The organism is Archangium sp., from assembly GCF_045802675.1.
In the GTDB taxonomy this organism is placed as follows: Bacteria; Myxococcota; Myxococcia; order Myxococcales; family Myxococcaceae; genus Archangium.
This window is the reverse complement of sequence record NZ_JBJMQO010000096.1, coordinates 1-17,755: the sequence shown is the minus strand read 5'-3', so window position 1 is coordinate 17,755 and position 17,755 is coordinate 1. Positions and strand designations below refer to the sequence as shown.

9 protein-coding genes are annotated in these 17,755 nt (G+C 69.3%); 5 read left to right on the top strand and 4 right to left on the bottom strand.

What is annotated here, in order from left to right; all coding sequences use genetic code 11:
• The first annotated feature begins 113 nt into the window (after window positions 1-113).
• From ACJ8AN_RS27910 to ACJ8AN_RS27900, 3 genes are all read left to right on the top strand, one after another.
• Window positions 114-965, top strand: coding sequence for a hypothetical protein (locus ACJ8AN_RS27910; RefSeq protein WP_407758538.1), 852 nt, complete (start codon window positions 114-116; stop codon window positions 963-965).
• Between the two features lie 262 nt (window positions 966-1,227).
• The gene (locus tag ACJ8AN_RS27905) at window positions 1,228-2,268 is read left to right on the top strand and encodes a TIGR04552 family protein (RefSeq protein WP_407758537.1); all 1,041 of its coding nucleotides are present in this window, start codon (window positions 1,228-1,230) and stop codon (window positions 2,266-2,268) included.
• A gap of 57 nt (window positions 2,269-2,325) precedes the next feature.
• Window positions 2,326-2,559: a hypothetical protein gene (locus tag ACJ8AN_RS27900; protein WP_407758536.1), complete on the top strand. Its 234-nt coding sequence runs from the start codon at window positions 2,326-2,328 to the stop codon at window positions 2,557-2,559.
• Between the two features lie 86 nt (window positions 2,560-2,645).
• Here ACJ8AN_RS27900 and ffh read toward each other — a convergent pair whose 3' ends face one another.
• On the bottom strand, window positions 2,646-4,289 hold the full coding sequence (gene ffh / locus ACJ8AN_RS27895) for a signal recognition particle protein (RefSeq protein ID WP_407758535.1): 1,644 nt from the start codon (window positions 4,287-4,289) through the stop codon (window positions 2,646-2,648).
• 383 nt (window positions 4,290-4,672) lie between these two features.
• Between ffh and hppD the strand changes: the two genes are divergently transcribed.
• Both hppD and ACJ8AN_RS27885 read left to right on the top strand, forming a co-directional pair.
• On the top strand, window positions 4,673-5,776 hold the full coding sequence (gene hppD, locus ACJ8AN_RS27890; RefSeq protein ID WP_407758534.1) for a 4-hydroxyphenylpyruvate dioxygenase: 1,104 nt from the start codon (window positions 4,673-4,675) through the stop codon (window positions 5,774-5,776).
• Window positions 5,777-5,960: 184 nt separating this feature from the next.
• Window positions 5,961-6,374 (top strand): hypothetical protein, encoded by a 414-nt coding sequence (locus tag ACJ8AN_RS27885; RefSeq protein WP_407758533.1) that lies wholly within the window; start codon window positions 5,961-5,963, stop codon window positions 6,372-6,374.
• Between the two features lie 111 nt (window positions 6,375-6,485).
• Here ACJ8AN_RS27885 and ACJ8AN_RS27880 read toward each other — a convergent pair whose 3' ends face one another.
• From ACJ8AN_RS27880 to ACJ8AN_RS27870, 3 genes are all read right to left on the bottom strand, one after another.
• Complete coding sequence (locus ACJ8AN_RS27880) at window positions 6,486-8,321, bottom strand: ABC transporter ATP-binding protein (RefSeq protein ID WP_407758532.1); 1,836 nt, start codon at window positions 8,319-8,321, stop codon at window positions 6,486-6,488.
• Window positions 8,318-11,494: a hypothetical protein gene (locus ACJ8AN_RS27875; protein ID WP_407758531.1), complete on the bottom strand. Its 3,177-nt coding sequence runs from the start codon at window positions 11,492-11,494 to the stop codon at window positions 8,318-8,320. Before ACJ8AN_RS27875 ends, ACJ8AN_RS27880 begins: the two co-directional genes overlap by 4 nt.
• A gap of 54 nt (window positions 11,495-11,548) precedes the next feature.
• On the bottom strand, window positions 11,549-17,755 hold a 6,207-nt coding region (locus ACJ8AN_RS27870; RefSeq protein ID WP_407758530.1), incomplete at its 5' end, for an amino acid adenylation domain-containing protein.

Sequence of the window (17,755 nt, the reverse complement as noted above, 5' to 3'; positions counted from 1 at the left end):
TGACACCCCTGGAGTGCCGGGACTAAGCCGCGCGCTGCAGGACAGAGGGGGCCTGAGTGAGTGGTCGGCGGCCCGCCTCGTGCGACGTAATCCATTCAGGAGGAAGTCGAAACATGCAGCTTCGGAAGATGACGTTGATGCTCGCTGCGCTGGGCGCGATGGGCATGATGCTGACGGCGTGCGGTGGTGATGGTCGTGAGAGCCTGACGTGCTCCACCGACGCGGACTGCCTCGAGAACGAGATCTGTCACCCGGATGCCAAGGTGTGCGCGCAGACCTGTCCGAGCGGCAATGGCTCGGACTGCCCCAGCTCGGCGAAGACCTGCGAGGCGGTGAGCGCCACCAACACCACGAAGATCTGCAAGTGCACCCCGGACACGACGTTCTGCGCGAGCGACGAGCGCGTGTCGGATGCATCGAACCTGGAGTGCTCGCCCACCGCGAAGATCTGCGTGCCGAAGGGCACCACGCCGGTGGAGACCAGTTGCAACCCGGCCAATCAGCCGGACACCTGCAGCTACGGGAATGTCTGCTCGTCCTCCACCAACAAGTGCGAGGCGGCTGCTGTGGGGACCTGCTCCCAGGCCACTGGCGCGCCGACTTGGGACAAGACGACGGCGAAGGCCCCGGTCATCGTTTCGGCGGTCGCTGAGAAGCTGACCACCACCAGCAAGACGACCCAGTGTGGTGATGGCGGGCCCGCCGGGCGTATCACGATCACCTTCTATGCTCCGAACAAGCTCACGAGCCACACGGCTTTCACGGACCTGCAGAACCACGTGAAGGGCAAGCTCAATGCGAGCGCCTCTTTCATTGGCCCGAGCTTCTCGGATCGTGATCCTCCCGCGAACGCGACTCAGGGCTCGATGGTGATTGGCTTCTGTGGCCCCGCCACGGCCACGGGCGCCATCTACATCGCCGATGAGACGGGTGCGACCAGCAACGTCGTCTGCGTGAGCTGGTAGTCTCCGCAAGCAACCTGCTGCCGTTGCAAAGAAGCTCCTTCCCGGGTTTTCCCGGGAGGGAGCTTCCCTTTTTGGGCTGGAGTATTCGTCCGGGTGCCCGAGTGGTGCCGGACGGAGCGAGCAGTCACAGGGACTTGGTGCACCGCGTCGTAAACTCTTTTTCCCCAAGCCGAAGGTGTTCGCTTTCGGTATGAAGTCGGTCGTGACGTCCAAGCCCCCGCAATCCGAACTCCCTGATCTCCCCGTTTGCACGGTAGCGGACATGGGCCTCCGTGAACTTGAGCGCATCAGGCTCATTCTCCGGGGGGGGTCGGTCATCGACTGGCGGCGGATGCACTTCCAGACCCGCGACGAGGTCGACCGTTTCCTTCGGCTCTGCCAGATCGACACCAGCCGGCCTCACGATGAGGCCTGGGCTCGCACGGTGCTGGGCGACGCGGTCGAGTACCTGCGGCGTACGTTCGACTACCGGGTCGCGGATGCGGTGGCGAACCCGGAGGAGATCCACGACCTCTTCCTCTTCTCCTCGGGCGTCAAGGGATTGCCCAGGCACCGCCGCATCGCCTGCATCGTGCTCAAGGTGATGCACGTCATCCAGCACATCGAGGGCCGGGATCTCCTCCACCGCCTGCCGGTCTCGGAGGCGGACCTGTCCGAGCTGGCGACGACCAAGGTGCTGGGCGTGGCGCAGTTGCTTCGCGACAAGGGGATCCCCGTCGTCGAGTTCGCCCACTCGATCAAGACGCGAGAGTCCCTCATCACCAAGCTGCTGGCCAAGAAGGAGACGGTCGCTGCACAAATCTACGACCGGACCCGCTTCCGCATCATCACGAAGACACGCCCGGAGATTCTTCCGATCGTGCACTTCCTCACCCAGCACCTGTTCCCATTCAACTTCGTCGTTCCCGGGCAGACGGAGAACACCCTCATCTCGTTCAAGTCCGTGCTCGAGGAGAACCCCCACCTGCAGCAGCACACCCAGCAGCTGCACCTGGACCTCGATTACGAGGACCGTGAGGATCGCGCTCGCAACCTGTTCTCGGGCAGCACCTATCGGGCACTGAACTTCGTCGTGGATGTGCCGCTGCGGATGGATGCCTTCCTGCCGCCCCCAGAGGAGGACCTTCGCGAGCGCAAGAACCGGACGGTCTTCACCCTCGTGGAGTTCCAGATCATGGACGAGGAGACCTCCCGGCAGAACGAGGAAGGGGAGAACGCGCACAAGCTCTACAAGCGCCGGCAGAAGCGGCGCGTGCTGCGCCGGCTCTCCCGGGGGCTCGTAGTGCCCAAGCGCCAGGGCTGAATAAACCCGAGCGCCCGCCGTCAGAGTCAGCAACCTACTCGCACAGAAAGGTGCTCCATGACGCGCGCGCTCCTTGTTTCCCTGGCCCTCTCCCTGACCGCTCCTTCCGCGGCGCTGGCCTGCTCGGAGCACGTGAAGGCGAAGCTCGACGCCCTCGCCAAGGGGCAGACGCACGAGCAGGCCGAGGCCACGGCCGCGCGCAAGATGGCCGAGAAGCGCGCCAAGACCTCGAAGGCGGCCAATCCCAAGGCCGCCGATACCCAGGCCACCGCTCCGACCGCGCAGAAGTAGGTCCTCGAAACACCCGCGCCGCTCCAGGAGACCCCACGGAGGGCTCCTGAGCGGCGCGTTCGTGTCGCTCCTCTTCGGAGCGGCGGCTACTTCTTCTTCCGGTTCTTCTTCTTGTTTTCCTTCTCGCGCTTGCGGCGCTCGCGGATGGCGTCCTTGTTCTCCGCCTTGCCCGCGGCCGACGGCGGCGCGTAGCCCATCATGCGCGCCTTCGCCATGGCCGCCTGGCCCATCGGCGGCGTGTAGCCCGGGGCGATCTGCGGCAGCTGCATCGGCATCCCGCCCATCCCCATCCCCGCCATGGCCTTCTCCATCATCTTCGGGTCCTTCCCGAAGACGCTCGACAGGTCCATGTTCTTCATCTGTGCCAGCTGACCCATCTGCTTGAAGCCCGGGATGCGGCCCAGCAGGCCCGGGTTCTGGCCAATCGTCCCCATCACCTGCTGCATCATCCCGAACTTCTGCAGCAGCTCGCGCACGTCCTCCGTCTTGCGCCCGCTCCCCTTCGCGATGCGCTTCACCCGGTTCTCGTTGATGAGCTGCGGACGCAGGCGCTCCTGCTCCGTCATCGAGTCGTACATCGCCTCGATCTTCGTCAGCTCCGTCTCGTCCGGATTGAGCTGCTCGGTCATCTCGCCGAAGAGCGGGAACTTGTCGAGCAGGTCCTTCAGCGGACCCATCTTCCGCACCATGCGGATCTGCTCGACGAAGTCCTTCATCGAGAAGTTGCCCGACAGGAGCTTCTGCGCGTCCTCGGCCGCCTTCTTCTCGTCGACGACGCCCTCGAAGTCCTTCATCAGGCCGACGATGTCGCCGAAGCCCAGAATCCGGCTCGCCAGTCCGTCCGGGCGGAACTCCTCGAGCTTGTCCATCGACTCGCCCATGCCCAGGAACTTGATGGGCTTGCCCGTCACCTCCTTGATGGACAACGCCGCGCCACCACGCGCGTCACCGTCCAGCTTGGTGAGGATGAAGCCGTCCAGGCTCAGCCGCCGATCGAACTCGGCCGCCGTGCGCACCGCGTCCTGGCCGATCATCGCGTCGCACACCAGCAGGATGTTGTCCGGCCGGACGGTGCCCTTGATGGCCTCCAGCTCGGTCATCAACGCCTCGTCGATGGCCAGACGGCCCGCGGTGTCGATGAGCACCACGTCGCACTTCTGCTCGCGCGCCGCGGCATACCCGCGCTTGGCCAGCTCCGGCGGCGGCACGTTGGGCTCGAAGTACACCGGCACCTTCAGCCGCTCGCCCAACACCTTCAGCTGATCCACGGCCGCCGGGCGGTAGATGTCCGCCGCCACCAGCAGGGGCTTGCGGCCCTCCTTGAGCAGCTTGCTGGCGAGCTTGCCCGTGGTCGTCGTCTTACCCGAGCCCTGCAGGCCCACCATCATGATGCCGCTGACCTGGTCCTTGGGCTTGAGCTGGAGGCTCGTGTCCACCGGCCCCATCAAGGCCTCGAGCTCGTCGTGGCAGATCTTCACGAAGTGGTCGCCCGCCGAGACGCGGTGCTTGCGGCCGGCCTTGTCGGTGAGGGTCGTCTGCACGACCTCGCCCACGGCCTTCTCGCGCACCCGCGCGACGAACTTCTTCACCACATCGAAGGCGACATCCGCCTCGAGCAGGGAGACGCGGATGTCGCGGAGTGACTCGTCCACCATCTCCGGGGTGATTTCACTCTTGCCCGCGAGGCGGTTCTTGGCGGCTCTGAAGCCCTTGGCGACGGTTTCAAGCATGGCGGTCGCTATATAACAGCGGCGGCCTTGACGGGATGCCCATGTGCGTCGACGTCGTCCAGCAGTCGAGAGACCGGCTCCAGCTCCCGACGCGAGAGGTGGAAACCCACGCACGAAGCACGCTCGAGCACCCCCTCCTGGAGGTGGAACGTCTCCTGGCGAGGCCTCCGGGCGATGGGCACCCGAAGGGGCCGAGAGCTCAGGGGGCCTTGGTGGGACCTCCTGCTACTAGGGGGAGAACCGCTCCTCCATGATTTACTTGGCTTATCGGTATTCCCATTTGTCTCTGGGTGTGTAAAAGTACAGTCCAAGTTGCGCACGCGCAGTGCACCCGCCAGACGGTCTGGTTCGTAGCCTGGTGACGCTGCGGAAGAGAGCGGCCCTTGGACTTCAAAGGAATCGATCATCTCGAGCTGTACGTGGGCAACCTGGAGGAAGCGGCCAGACCCTTCTGCTCCGGTTTCGGTTTCCGGGTGACGGGCCGGGCCGGGCCAGAGACCGGGCGGCCGGGCCGCCGCAGCCTCCTGCTCCAGCAGGGCCGCATCCGTCTGGTGCTCACCCAGACGCTGGTGGAGGGGGACGAGGTCGCCGACTACGTCGCGGTGCACGGCGACGGGGTGAAGGACATCGCGCTGGCCGTCCCGGATGCGGCGGCCGCCTTCCAGGAGGCCGTGCGGCGGGGCGCTCAGCCGGTGCGTCAGCCCCGAGTGTTCGAGGGCCCCCACGGACGCCTGATCCAGGCGACGGTGGCCTCGCCGGTGGGCGACGTGGTGCACTCCTTCATCCAGCGCGACGCGCCCGAGACGGACTTCTGGCCGGGCCGCTTCCAGCCGGTGGTGTCCGCGGCCCCCGAGCGCGAGATCCTGGCGACGCTCGACCACGTGGCCCTGTGCCTGCTGCCGGGCTCGCTCGATGACACGGTGCGCGCCTACTCCCAGATTTTCGGCCTCCGCGAGACCCACGAGGAGAACGTGGAGACGGCCCATGGCGGCATGAACTCCAAGGTGGTGCAGGACGCCTCCGGCCGCGTCTGCTTCCCCATGATGGAGCCGATGGCCGGCAAGCTCCCGGGGCAGATCGACAAGTTCCTGGGCAACCACCGAGGCCCGGGCGCGCAGCACCTCGCCTTCCTGTGCGACGACATCCTCGAGTCCATCCGCGCGATGAGCCAGCACCAGGTGCCCTTCCTGGACACCCCCCCCGGCTACTACGAGGCGCTGCCGGGCCGCGTGGGTACGCTGGCCGAGGACGTGGAGGTGCTCCGCGCGGGCAATGTGCTCGTGGACCGCGAGGGCGATGGCTACCTGCTCCAGGTCTTCACCCGCTCGCAGCACGACCGGCGCACGCTCTTCTTCGAGGTCATCCAGCGCAAGGAAGCGTCGGGCTTCGGCGCGGCCAACGTGCGCGCGCTCTACGAGTCCGTGGAGCAGGAGCTGATGCGCAAGACGCAGGAGTCCAGCCGGGAGCTGCGTCGTACCGGTTCCTGAGCCCTTCGGGGTTTCTCCCCAGCTTCCGGCCGCACCGTGGCCCTGTCACTGCTCGGCCGTGGTTCGTGGTGGGGCTGCGGGTAGGATTTCTCTGCCCGGGGCACCCAGGAGCCGTGCTGCATGCAGTCGACCTTTCTGATGATCTCGCCGTACGAGCAGGGCATGACCAAGAGCCACCTGCTGAGTGTGCTCGATCTGGCTCGTGGCCCGGGGGCACCGGGTGCTGGTGTACACGGAGGCTTCGGCGAGAGCCGACGTGGAGGCCTCCGGAGCGGAGATGGTGCCCCACCAGCGCTACCGTGAGCTGGGGGCGCGGATGCACGCCTCCTTCGAGTCCATGCCGCGGTGGCTCAGGCGCTCCCGGCTGCTCCGCATTCCCCAGATGCTCTACGTGGGCTGGTTCTTCCGGCGCGACGTGGTCGAGAGCGCCATGGACTTCACCGAGGAGCTGGAGCCCATCCTGCGCCGGGAGCGGGTCCATGCCAGGGCTGGTGCACCGCGTGATGGACGTGCTGCTGCCGCTGAAACGGGCACGAGCGGCGCTCGGCCTGCCTCCGCGCCAGGCCCGGCATGCCGAGTTCTTCCAGACGGATGGTGAAGCAGGTGTCCGCGGAGCTCCAGCAGCTGTGCTCCCAGGCCCTGGACCTCGAGGCCCTCGAGCGGCTGGCGCGCGAGACCGCCGAGCGCAGGAAGGCGGCCTGAGCGCGGCTCAGCGGTACCTCGACGCCTGCAACTCGTACATCGTCGCGTAGCTCCCACCGAGCGCGACGAGCTGCTCGTGGTGTCCTTCCTCGATGATCTTCCCGCCCTTGAGGACGAGGATGCGATCGGCCATGCGCACGGTCGAGAAGCGATGCGAGATGAGCACCGCCATCTTGCCGCTCGCCAGCTCGCCGAAGCGGTTGAACACGTCGAGCTCGGCGCGGGCATCGAGCGCGGCCGTGGGCTCGTCCAGGACGAGGAGTTGCGCGTCACGCATGTACGCGCGCGCGAGCGCGATCTTCTGCCATTCCCCGCCCGACAGATCGACGCCTCCATCGAAGCGGCGGCCCAGCATCTGCTCGTATCTCTCCGGCAGCCGATCAATCACCGTGTTGGCCAGGCTCTTGTGCGAGGCCTCCTCGATGATGGCCCGGTTGTCGCGCCGCTCGATGCGCCCCACGGCGATGTTCTGGGCCGCCGTCATCTCGTAGCGGGCGAAGTCCTGGAAGATGACCCCGACCTCGTGCCAGAGATCCTCGAGGTCGTACTCGCGCAGATCCACCCCATCGAGCAGGATCTGCCCCTCGGTCGGATCGTAGAGCCGCATCAGGAGCTTCACGATCGTCGTCTTGCCCTGACCGTTCTCCCCGATGAGCGCGATCCGCTCGCCCGGGATCAGCCGGAAGGTGGCCTTCTGGAGGACCGGCTCCGTCCGGCCCGGGTAGGTGAAGGTGACGTCGCGGAACTCGAAGCCCTGGCGGATGGGACGGGGGACCTTGAGCGCCCTCGGGCCCGAGCGCAGGCTGGGCTGCACCGCGAAGAACGCGAGCATGTCGTGGATGTACAGCGACTGATCGGCGATCCCCACCGCCGTCGAGAACATCTCCTGGAGGGTCCGGTTCGCGTTCGCGATCGCGCCCGCCAGGAACGTCAGCTCGCCCACGCTCAGCTCGCCTCGCGCCGCCTTGTACACGGCGAGCGCATATGCGCCGTAGTAGCCCAGGGTGCCGATGATCGACAGCAGCGACATGCTCCGGAACGCGCGCCCGAAGTGCGCCACCATGTCGTCGAGGATCTCGCCCGAGAGCTGTGAGTAGCGGTCCATCAGGTACGGGCTCAGCCCGAAGATCTTGAGCTCCTTCGCGCTCTCCCGGCTCGCACCGAGCTGGCGCAGGTAGTCGAGCTCACGCCGCTTCGGCGTATGCCGGAACCTCAGCGCGTAGAACTGCGACCCGAAGCGGCCCTCCGCCAGGGCCGCCGGCACCAGGCAGACGACGATGAGCACCAGCAGCCAGGGAGAGAACACCAGGATGCCGACGCAGAGGCTCACCGTGGTGAGGGTCTGCTGCAGGAAGCGGGCTATCGCCTCGACCATGACGATCCGGTCGGTGGCCTGGACGCGCGCCCGCTCCAGCCGGTCATGGAAGGTGGGGTCCTCGTAGGTCGCCAGATCCAGCCGCGACGCATGCTCCATCACCTGGAGGCTCACGTGCCGCGTGTAGCGCTCGGAGAGGATGACGTTGAAGTACATGATGGCGCGGCCGAGGATCGCGCCCGCCGCGGCGAGGGCGAGCTCCAGCGCGAGCAGCCCCCAGAGGTGGTTGGACATCCCCTGCCGGGCCGCCACCGTGCTCACCACGTCGTCGATGATCCACCGGGCCACCACCAGCACCGCCACGGGCACCAACGCCGCGAGCGCTCGTAGCACGAGGTTGGCCATCACCGTTCCGGGACCCGACTCCCAGACCCTGTGCAGCACGGGCAGGATGTTCTTGAGCGAAGCCAACCGGCCTCGAGGCAGGGACTCGTTGCCGGCTCCGGGTGTCGCGCCTGGCTTCGTCATGATGCGTCCTTCGTTTCGTAGACCAGCGCTTCCACCCAGGCGTTCTGCCAGTGCTGGTGGAAGTGCTGGATCAGGATGTCGTCACACACCAGGTTGGTCACGGCCGCGAGCGTCATGGCCTGGTCCCGGCTCGAGAGTGCACGCGGCGCGGCCGCCTCGCCGGTGGCTGCCGGGACACCCAGCTCCGCCACGCGTTGGAGGTTCGCCGCGAGCGCCGGAGGAGGCTGGAATCGCAGTGCCAGCACGGAGTGGTTCGGTGGGACGGGGCCGGCGTCGACCGTGGCGCGCGCCGCCTGCGCGAGCAGCGTCTTCGGGGGACACCAGAGGAACAGGGTCGGCAGCAGATGCTCGGCGAGCGCGTTCCGCCCGGTCGCGAGGGCTCCCGCCGCGCGCAGCCGCTGGTCCGACGTGGCCAGGGCCAGCCAGTGTTGGAGCGGAACCTGCTTGCGCGCGATCGCCATGAAGCCGGCCAGCATCGCCCCCGAGGTGAGCAGCCCATGGTGCGCTTCATCGAGCCTTCCTGACTCGACGTCGTAACCGACGTGGAGCAGTTGGGCCGTGCCGTCGTAGAGGAACGCGAAGTCCATCTCCTCACGCAGCGTCCGTGCCCGGGCTTCCACTCGCTCGAGCCGTGCCCTCTGCTCCTCGCCCGAGGCGGCCCCGCGCGCGGCCCTCAGTCCACTCTCGACGATCACGAGCGCCGCCGATAGCACGCCACCCTCCGACGTGGAGAGGTGCCGCGGGCCCACCGGCCGCCGCTCGCGCAGGTCATAGCGATCCAGGAGCTGCCCACGATGGCGCTCGAGGCCCTCGATGACGGCCAGGGAGGCCTCGAGCCGGAAGACGAGCTCCTCGAGCTTCAGGCAGTCCAGGTGGTACGCGCTCACCGGGGCCACGAGCCCCAGGGCCAGGTCCGTCGGTGAAACCTCCCACTCGCCGCCGCTCGCACCGTCGGCGGCAGGCGCGCCCCGGGAGAGCGCCTCGCCGGTGGGCGCTCCTTGCTCGTAGCGCTCCCAGGAGTCCCGCGCGAGGGCGCGCAGCCGGTCCAGGGCGGGCGGAGGCACGGGGACCGCCACGGGGGTGGGGCGCTCCCTCAGGCTGAGCACCACGAAGGGAATCCACGCGAGGAGCTGCGGACAGGCCCAGGGCAGCGCCGACGGGTTGAACGCCGCGAGGGCTCCCGCCAGGCCGAGCGCCAGGAACGCGCCTCCCCACACTTCGGGAAGCTTGAGCAGGGAGAGGCCTCGTGCCCCGCGGTTCGTCTGCGCGTGCGTCGTCCAATCCAGCATCCGGCTCCGGTCGAACGCGAGCCGGTACAGGGCTCGGAGGATGGCGTCGAGCACGAGACCCGCGGAGGGAAGGGCGGCCGCCATGTTGATGACGGTGCTGATGACGATGCCCGGAACCACCGCGACCACCGCGCGCACGCGGGCCATGAAGGACGGGGCGCTCCAGAGCGTGCGCAGCATGTGTCCCACGGCGAAGATGAACGAATGGCGGCACATCCACAGCGTGGCCCCGAGCGTCCACGCCCATCCGCCGCCGTTGGGCAGCCACAGCCAGCCATACATGAGCACCAGGAGCGAGCAGGGATAGTGCAGGCTCCGCAGGAGATCCGTCAGCAGCCTCCAGATGCCAATGAGGGGGAGGGTGTTCGCGACGCGGCGGCCCTCCTGGGCCGGCACTCGCGGAAACAGCCACGGCAGCAACTGCCAGTCGCCGCGTACCCAGCGGTGCCAGATGCGCGCGAAGACCGCGTAGCTCCTCGGCGTGCTCTCGAACAGCTTGATGTCGTTGACGAACGCGACGCGCGCGAACATCCCCTCGATCTTGTCGTGACTCAGGATGATGTTCTCGGGGAAGCGCCCCTCGAGGCTGCGCGCGAAGGCGGCCACGTCGTAGAGCCCCTTGCCGAGGAAGTCACCGACCCCGAACATGCGCTGCTGCAAGACCCACGGCATGTCGGGCTGGGGCCCCTTCTTCTCCCGCATCAGCGACAAGGGCCAGCCCCCCGACGCCAGCCACTGCTCCCGGGTCGGTTCGCCCTCGGAGCTCGGCTGGAGCAGTGAATAGCCAGCGACGACCCGCTGGCCCGTCGCCTCGAACCGCGCCCGGTTCAACGGGTGGTGGAGCGTCGCGACCATCCGGGCCGCGCTCCCGGGCAGCAGGTGCGTGTCCGCGTCCAGCGTGATGACATAGCGCACGCCGTGGACGACCTCGGGCACGGGGCCCGTGTAGCTCGTGTCCCGGGCTCCCAGCACCAGCCGGTTGAACTCGTCCAGCTTCCCACGCTTGCGCTCCCAGCCCATCCAACGGCCCGCGACGGGGTTCCACCGCCTCTCGCGGTGAAGGAAGAAGAAGCGCGGCTGCTCGCGGTATCCATGCCGCTCGTTGAGCTCCCGGATGCCTCGCTCCAGCCGCTCGAGCAGCTCCCTCTCACCGGGTTGCTCCTTCACCGGTGCATCGCGGAAGTCGGTCAGCAGCGCGAAGTACAGCTCGGGCTCGACATTGCCCAGGTAGTTGACCTCGAGCATCCGCAACTGCGTCTCGAGGTCCTCCGCGTTCGTGACGAGCAGCGGCGTCACGACCATGGTCCGGGTGTCTCGCGTGAACACCCGCTGGGGCTCCAGCCTCGGCAACGTCTTCAGGGGAGCCACCAGGCGCGAGAGCACCGCGTTGACCCTGTCCTGGATGAGGTCGATGAACGAGACCGAGAGCAGGGCCACCATGAGGAGGCGGTGCGGCGCATCGATTCCCCGCGCCGCGAGGACCCGCTCCACCCCGAGCAGCGCCAGCGCCAGGAGCCCGAGCAGTGTGCCGACATAGGCCCGCTGGGCGTGCCGGCGCAGGAGCCGCGTGGTGCGCTCCGCTCGCGGGACGTGACAGCCCAGGCGGAGCTCGAGCCCGGCCCGTCCCTCGGCCAGGAGCTGCGTTCCCACGTGACGCCCGCGCTCATCACTGGCCTCGCGCTCCTCGCTCAGGCGGAGCGCCTCGCGCGCGACCGTGAGTGCGTCCTTCCGCGACCAGGACGCCAGCTCGTGGCAGGCCCGCCGGTACAGCTCTCGCGTGGCCGCGTCCATCGCGGTGTACGCCCCGAGGGGGTCTCGTTCGAGGATGAGGTCGAGCTCCTGGTCGTCGCTCGGGCCCGAGGTCGTTTCGCGTGGCTCTGTCATTGATACACCTGGAAGTCTGCCATACCCGTGTTCCTTCGAGCGATGCGGCCGCGGCTACGCGCGCTGCTTCGCCTGCTCCTCTTCCCCAGTCCGGATCCGCGCCAGGCTCTCCTTCAGCAGCCGGGCCAGCAGCTGGACGTGCGGCGCGCGCAGCACCGAGTAGTGATCGCCCGGGAGGTCATGGACCACCACCCCGTCCCGCGCCAGCTGCTTCCAGCTCCGCTCCTGGTCCGCCACGTCCTTGCCCGGATCCGTGGTGCGGAACAGCTCGATGGAGCCCGCGTAGGGCCCCGGGCGCCAGGCCGCGCTCGCGCGCTGGTTGCTCGCGAAGACCTGACGCAGGGCACGCAGCCTGGGCAGCTCCGTGTCCGGCGTCACGGCCGCGCTCTTGCGCCCCTCCTCGAGCAGGTGCTGGAGCATCTGTTCCGGCTCCATTCCGGCGAGCGCCTCGTCCGGCATCATCGTGCCCTCGCCCGTGACGGCCGCGAGGTGCTGGGCGAAGAGCGCCGTCATGACGGCGGCGGCGTCCTCGGGCGGAAGCAGCCCCTCGGGAGCACCGGCGTAGCCGTCGATGACCGCGAGCAACTCCACCTGCTCGCCCTGCCGCTGGAGCTGCTGCGCCATTTCGAGGGCGAGCCCGCCTCCCATGGACCAGCCTCCCAGCAGGTACGGCCCGTGGGGCTGCACGGTGCGCACCGCCGCCACATAGGTTGCCGCCAGGGCCTCGAATGTCTCGAGCGGCGCCTGCTCTCCCTCGAGCCCCGGTGCCTGTAGTCCGTAGAAGCGCAGCTCCGGCCCCAGGGCGCGAGCCAGCTCCGCGTAGCACAGGATGTTGCCGCCCACCGGGTGCACGCAGAAGAAGGGACGTCCCCCTTCCTCGCGGCCCATGGGCACCAGTGGCGTCCAGGGCCTCGGCTCCTGCCGCAGCAGGTGCGCGAGGTGCTCCACCGTGGCGCCCTCGAATAGCGCCGACATGGGCAGGGACTGGCCGGTGGCCTGCTCGATGCGCCGCAGCAACTGCACCGCGAGCAGCGAGTGCCCGCCCAGCTCGAAGAAGTCGCTCTTCGCGCCGACGGGGCCCGCTCCCAGCACCTCCTCGAAGACCTGGGCGAGCTGGAGCTCCAGGACGTCTCGGGGCGCGACGAAGTCCCGCGTCTCCGAGGGCAGGCCATCCGGAGCGGGAAGGGCCTTGCGGTCCACCTTGCCGTTGGGAGTGAGGGGCAGGGCCTCGAGCACGACGAAGGCCGAGGGCACCATGTACGCGGGCAGCTTGGACTCGAGGACGCGGCGCAGCTCCGGTGTGCCGAGGTCCTTCGCTTCACCCGTCACGTAGGCCACCAGGCGCTTGTCGCCGGGGACGTCCTCGCGCACCACGACGGCGGCTTCGCGCACGGCGGGGTGGCTGGCGAGCACGGATTCGATTTCACCCAGCTCGATGCGGAAGCCGCGGACCTTCACCTGCTCGTCGGCTCGGCCGAGGAACTCCAGCACGCCATCGGCACGGCGCCGGGCGAGGTCGCCAGTGCGGTAGAGCCGGGCGCCAGGAGTGGAGCTGAAGGGGTGGGGAACGAACTTCTCGGCCGTGAGGTCCGGGCGGCCGAGGTAGCCACGCGCCAGGGGAACGCCGCCGATGTAGAGCTCGCCGGAGACGCCCACCGGGACGAGCCGCAACGCGGAGTCGAGCACGTGCAGCTCGACGTTGGCGATGGGCCGGCCAATGGGCACGGCGCCCGAGGAGGCCTCCGCCACGCTCACCTCGTGGACGCAGCAGCCGACCACGGTCTCGGTGGGGCCGTACTCGTTGAGCAGGCGCGTGGCCGGAGCGTGGGTGCGCCAGAAGGAGAGGGCCTCGTAGGAGAGGGCCTCGCCACCGATGACGAAGGCGCGCGTCCTGCCGGCGGCCTGCTCGGAGGAGAGCTGCTGGGAGAGGAGCGAGAGGTGGGTGGGCGTCAGCTTGACGAGGCTGAAGTCCGAGCCCGAGCGCAGCGCCGCGCCCAGGCCCTCCACACCGTCGCTCTCGGGAACGAGCGTGACCGGACGGCCCGTGGTGAGTGGCAGCAGCAGACTGGTGACGGTGAGGTCGAAGGCGAGCGGCGAGTGCACCGGCGCGCCCGCGCCCTCCGCCATCCCGTAGGCCCTGGCGCACCACGCGAGGTAGTTCACCAGCCCCCGGTGCTCGAGCATCACGCCCTTGGGCCTGCCCGTGGAGCCGGAGGTGTAGAGGACGTAGGCGAGGTTGTCGGCCAACGTCACGCGCGGGGGATTCTCCGCGCTCTCCGCGGCCACCGCCGCCGCGTCCGAGTCCAGGCAGAGCACCTGCGTGCCCGTGGCCGGGAGCCGATCCGCCAGCTCCTCGCGGGTGACGAGCACCGGCACCTGCGAGTCCGCGAGCATGAAGGTGAGCCGCTCGTGCGGGTACTCGGGATCCAACGGCACGTAGGCGCCGCCGGCCTTGAGGATGCCCAGCAGGCCCACGACGAGCTCCGGCGAGCGCTCCAGGCACAAGCCCACGCGCACGTCGGGCCCCACTCCTCGCGCGCGCAGGTGCCAGGCGAGCCGGTTGGCCCGTGCATTCAGCTCTCCGAACGTCAGCCGCTCGCCACCGGAGGCGACCGCGAGCGCGTCGGGAGTCCGCGCCGCCCGGGCCTCGAAGAGCTCCTGGGCGCACGCCTCGCGCGGGAACTCGGCCTTCGTGTCGTTCCACTCGGTAAGGAGCTGGCGCTGCTCCTCGGAGGAGAGCAGTGAGACCTCGGAGAGCCGCGCGCCGGGCCGCTCCACGAAGGACGTCAGCACCGTCTGCCACTGCGCGAGCACCCGCTCCAGGGTGGCTCCGTCGAAGCGCCGCGCGTCGTACGAGAGCCGCAGGGCCAGCTCCTCCCCGGGCAGCACGTTCACGTTGAGCGGGTAGGTGGTCTGCTCCAGGCCGCGGGGGTCGCGGATGTCCAGGCCCGCGGTGCGCTCGCGCACGGCGGCATCCAGCCAGTTCTCGAAGACGAGCAGGCTCTCGAAGAGCGGCGAGCCCCGGGGCACGTCGCTCCAGCCCTGGATGCGCACCAGCGGGCTGTGCTCGTACTGGCGCAGCTCGGCCTGCCGCGCCTGCAACTCCTGGAGCCAGGGCACCACGAGCGCCTCGGGCGCGAGCCGCACGCGGATGGGCAACGTGTTGATGAACAGGCCGATGGTGGACTCGGCGCCGGGCAGCTCCGTCGGGCGGCCGGCCACGGTGGTGCCGAAGACGACGTCCCGCTCGCCACTGTAGCGGCTCAGCAGCAGGGCCCAGGCGGCCTGGATGAGCGTGTTGGGCGTGAGCTGGTGCCGCCGTGCGAACTCCTGCAGCCGCGCCGTGAGCGAGGCCGGGAAGACCCACGTCCGCTCGACCTTGTCCTGCACGCCTCCCGGCTGTCCGGACTTCCGCTCACCGGGCAGCGGCGTCGGCGCGGAGATGCCCGCGAGCGCCTCCCGCCAGTGCGCCTCGGCGCGCGAGAGATCCTGCCGCCGCAGCCACGCGATGTACTCGCGGTAGGCCGGGCCCGCGTCCAGGCGGGGCGTCTGGCCCCGGGTGAGCGACGCGTAGGCGGTGAACAGCTCCTCGAGCAGCACGCCCAGGCTCCAGCCGTCGAGCAGGAGGTGGTGGAAGCTCCAGGCGATCCGGTGCACGCCCCCGTCCAGCCGCATGACGGAGAAGCGCATCAACGGAGCGCGCGTCAGCTCGAAACCCGTGTCGCGATCCTCGCGCAGCAGGGCCTCCAGCTTCGCCTCCTGCTCGGCGGACGAGAGCCCCCGCCAGTCCAGCTCCCGCCACGGCAGCTCCGTCCGGGGGTGCACCACCTGGAGCGGCTCGGCGAGCCCCTCCCAGTGGAAGGACGTCCTCAGCGCGGGGTGGCGCGCCACCATCGCTTCCCAGGCACGCCGGAAGGCCGGGACGTCGAGCCGCGAGTGGATGGCCCAGGTGATCTGCTCGAAGTACTCGCCCGACCTGGGCGTGAGCAGCACGTGGAAGAGCATGCCCTGCTGCATCGGGGACAGCGGGTACATGTCCTCGGCGGCCGGGACGAGCCGCAGCAGCTTGTCGAGCGCCGTCTGCTCCAGCTTGGCGAGCGGGAAGTCGGCCGGGGTGCGGCGCGCCGCGTCCTCGGAGCTCCTCCGGGAGATCAGCGTGCGCAGCGCCGAGACGTAGTCCCGCGCGAGCGCCTCGATGGTGGCCCGGTGGTGGAGGTTCTCGCTGTACGTGAAGCTCAGCTCCAGGCGCCCGCCGATGACGAGCCCGCTCACCTCCAGGACGTGGCGGCGGTGGGCCTCCTGTGCGCGCGTGGCGCCGCTCGGCTCGTGGGCGAGGGCGAAGAGGGTCGAGCCGGCCGCGAGGGAGTCGAACTGGCCCAGGTAGTTGAAGGACACCTGCGGGGCGGGGAGGGCGCGCAGGGCTTCGGCCGCGTCACCGCCGAGGTGGCGCAGCAGTCCGTAGCCGAGTCCGTGGCCCGGAAGCTGGCGCAGTCCATCGCGCACGGCCCGCAGCAGGTCGCCGGGGCTCGCCTTCGCGGGCACCTCGAGGTCCACGGGATAGGCCGAGGTGAACCAGCCCACGGTGCGGGACAGGTCCACGTCGTCGAAGAGGTCCTCGCGCCCGTGGCCCTCCAGCTCGACACGGAGGCGGGGCGTGTGCGTCCAACGAGAGAGGCTGTCGGCCAGCGCGGCCAGCAGCACGTCGTCGATGCGCGCGCGGTATGCGGCGGGGACTTCCTGCAGGAGCAGGCGCGTCTCCTCGGCGTCGAGCGACACCGGGAGGGTGCGCGCCGAGGCGAGGGTGTTCTCACCCCGGGCATCCACGGGTAGCGGCGCGGGCGCGGGGCGGCCCTCGGCGAGCCAGAAGGGCAGCTCCGGTTGGAAGGCTCCGGACCTCGCGTGCGCCTCGAGCCGCTCCGCCCAGGCCTTGAAGGACGTCGTCTTCGGAGGCAGCGCGGGCTCCGAGCCCTTGCGCAGCGCGAGGTAGGACGACTCCAGGTCCTCCAGCAGCGTGCGCCAGGAGACGGCGTCCACGACGAGGTGGTGGAGGGCGAGGAACAACCGCCCGGTGCGCTGGGGACCGCGGTGGAAGAGGGCCGCGCGCAACAGGAGCCCGCTGGAGAGCTCGAAGCCAGCCTGGAGCTTGGAGGCCTCGGCCTCGAGCGCGGCGGCCTGCTCGGATTCCGGCACGGAGGAGAGATCCACCCGGAGCAGGGAGACGGACTGTTCCAGCCCGGAGTTGAGCTGCTGCCAGGCGCCGTTCCCCTGGACGAAGTGCATGCGGAGCGCGTCGTGGTGCTCCACCAGCTTCTGGAGGGCGCGCTCGAGCAGCGCGGCGTCGAGCGGCTCGCGCGTCTCGAGCAGCACCGACTGGTTGAAGTGGTGCGCCCGGGGCAGGTTCTCCTCGAAGAAGGCACGCTGGATGGGCGTCAGCGGCACGGGGCCGGTGACCAGCCCCTGCTCCGCGAGGGAGGCCTGGGAGGAGGTGAGGCGGGGCGCCAGCTCGGCGATGGTCTGGTGCTGGAAGAGCTGCCGGGGCGAGAGGTGCAGGCCCTCCTGACGAGCGCGCGAGATGACCTGCAGGCTGGAGATGGAGTCGCCGCCTAGCTCGAAGAAGTTGTCGTGGACGCCCACGCGCTCGAGGCGGAGCACCCGGGCCCAGACGGCGGCGAGCTTCTGCTCGACGTCATTGCGAGGCGCGACGAAGGCCTGGGCCAGCTCGGGACGGGAGTCCGGGACGGGCAGGGCCTTGCGGTCCACCTTGCCGTGGCTGGTGAGGGGCAGGGCCTCCAGGTGCACGAAGGCCGAGGGCACCATGTACTCGGGCAGGCGCTGCTTGAGGAAGGCGCGCAGGGCCTCGGTGCCCAGGGCCTGCGCGTCACCGGTGACGTAGGCCACCAGCCGCTTGAGGCCCGGGGAGTCCTCACGGGCCACCACCACGGCCTCGCGCACGGAAGCGTGGCTGAGGAGGGCGGACTCCACCTCGGCCAGTTCAATGCGGAAGCCACGCACCTTCACCTGGTTGTCGATGCGGCCGAGGAACTCGAGCACGCCGTCGTGGCGGTGACGGGCGAGGTCGCCGGTGCGGTACATGCGCGCACCGGGGGCGGCGCTGAAGGGATTGGGAAGGAAGCGCTCAGCGGTGAGGGAGGAGCTGCCCAGGTAGCCGCGGGCCAGACCGTCACCGGAGATGAAGAGCTCGCCAGGGACGCCCGCGGGCACCGGCTGCAGGTGCCTGTCGAGGAGGTACACCTGGGTGTT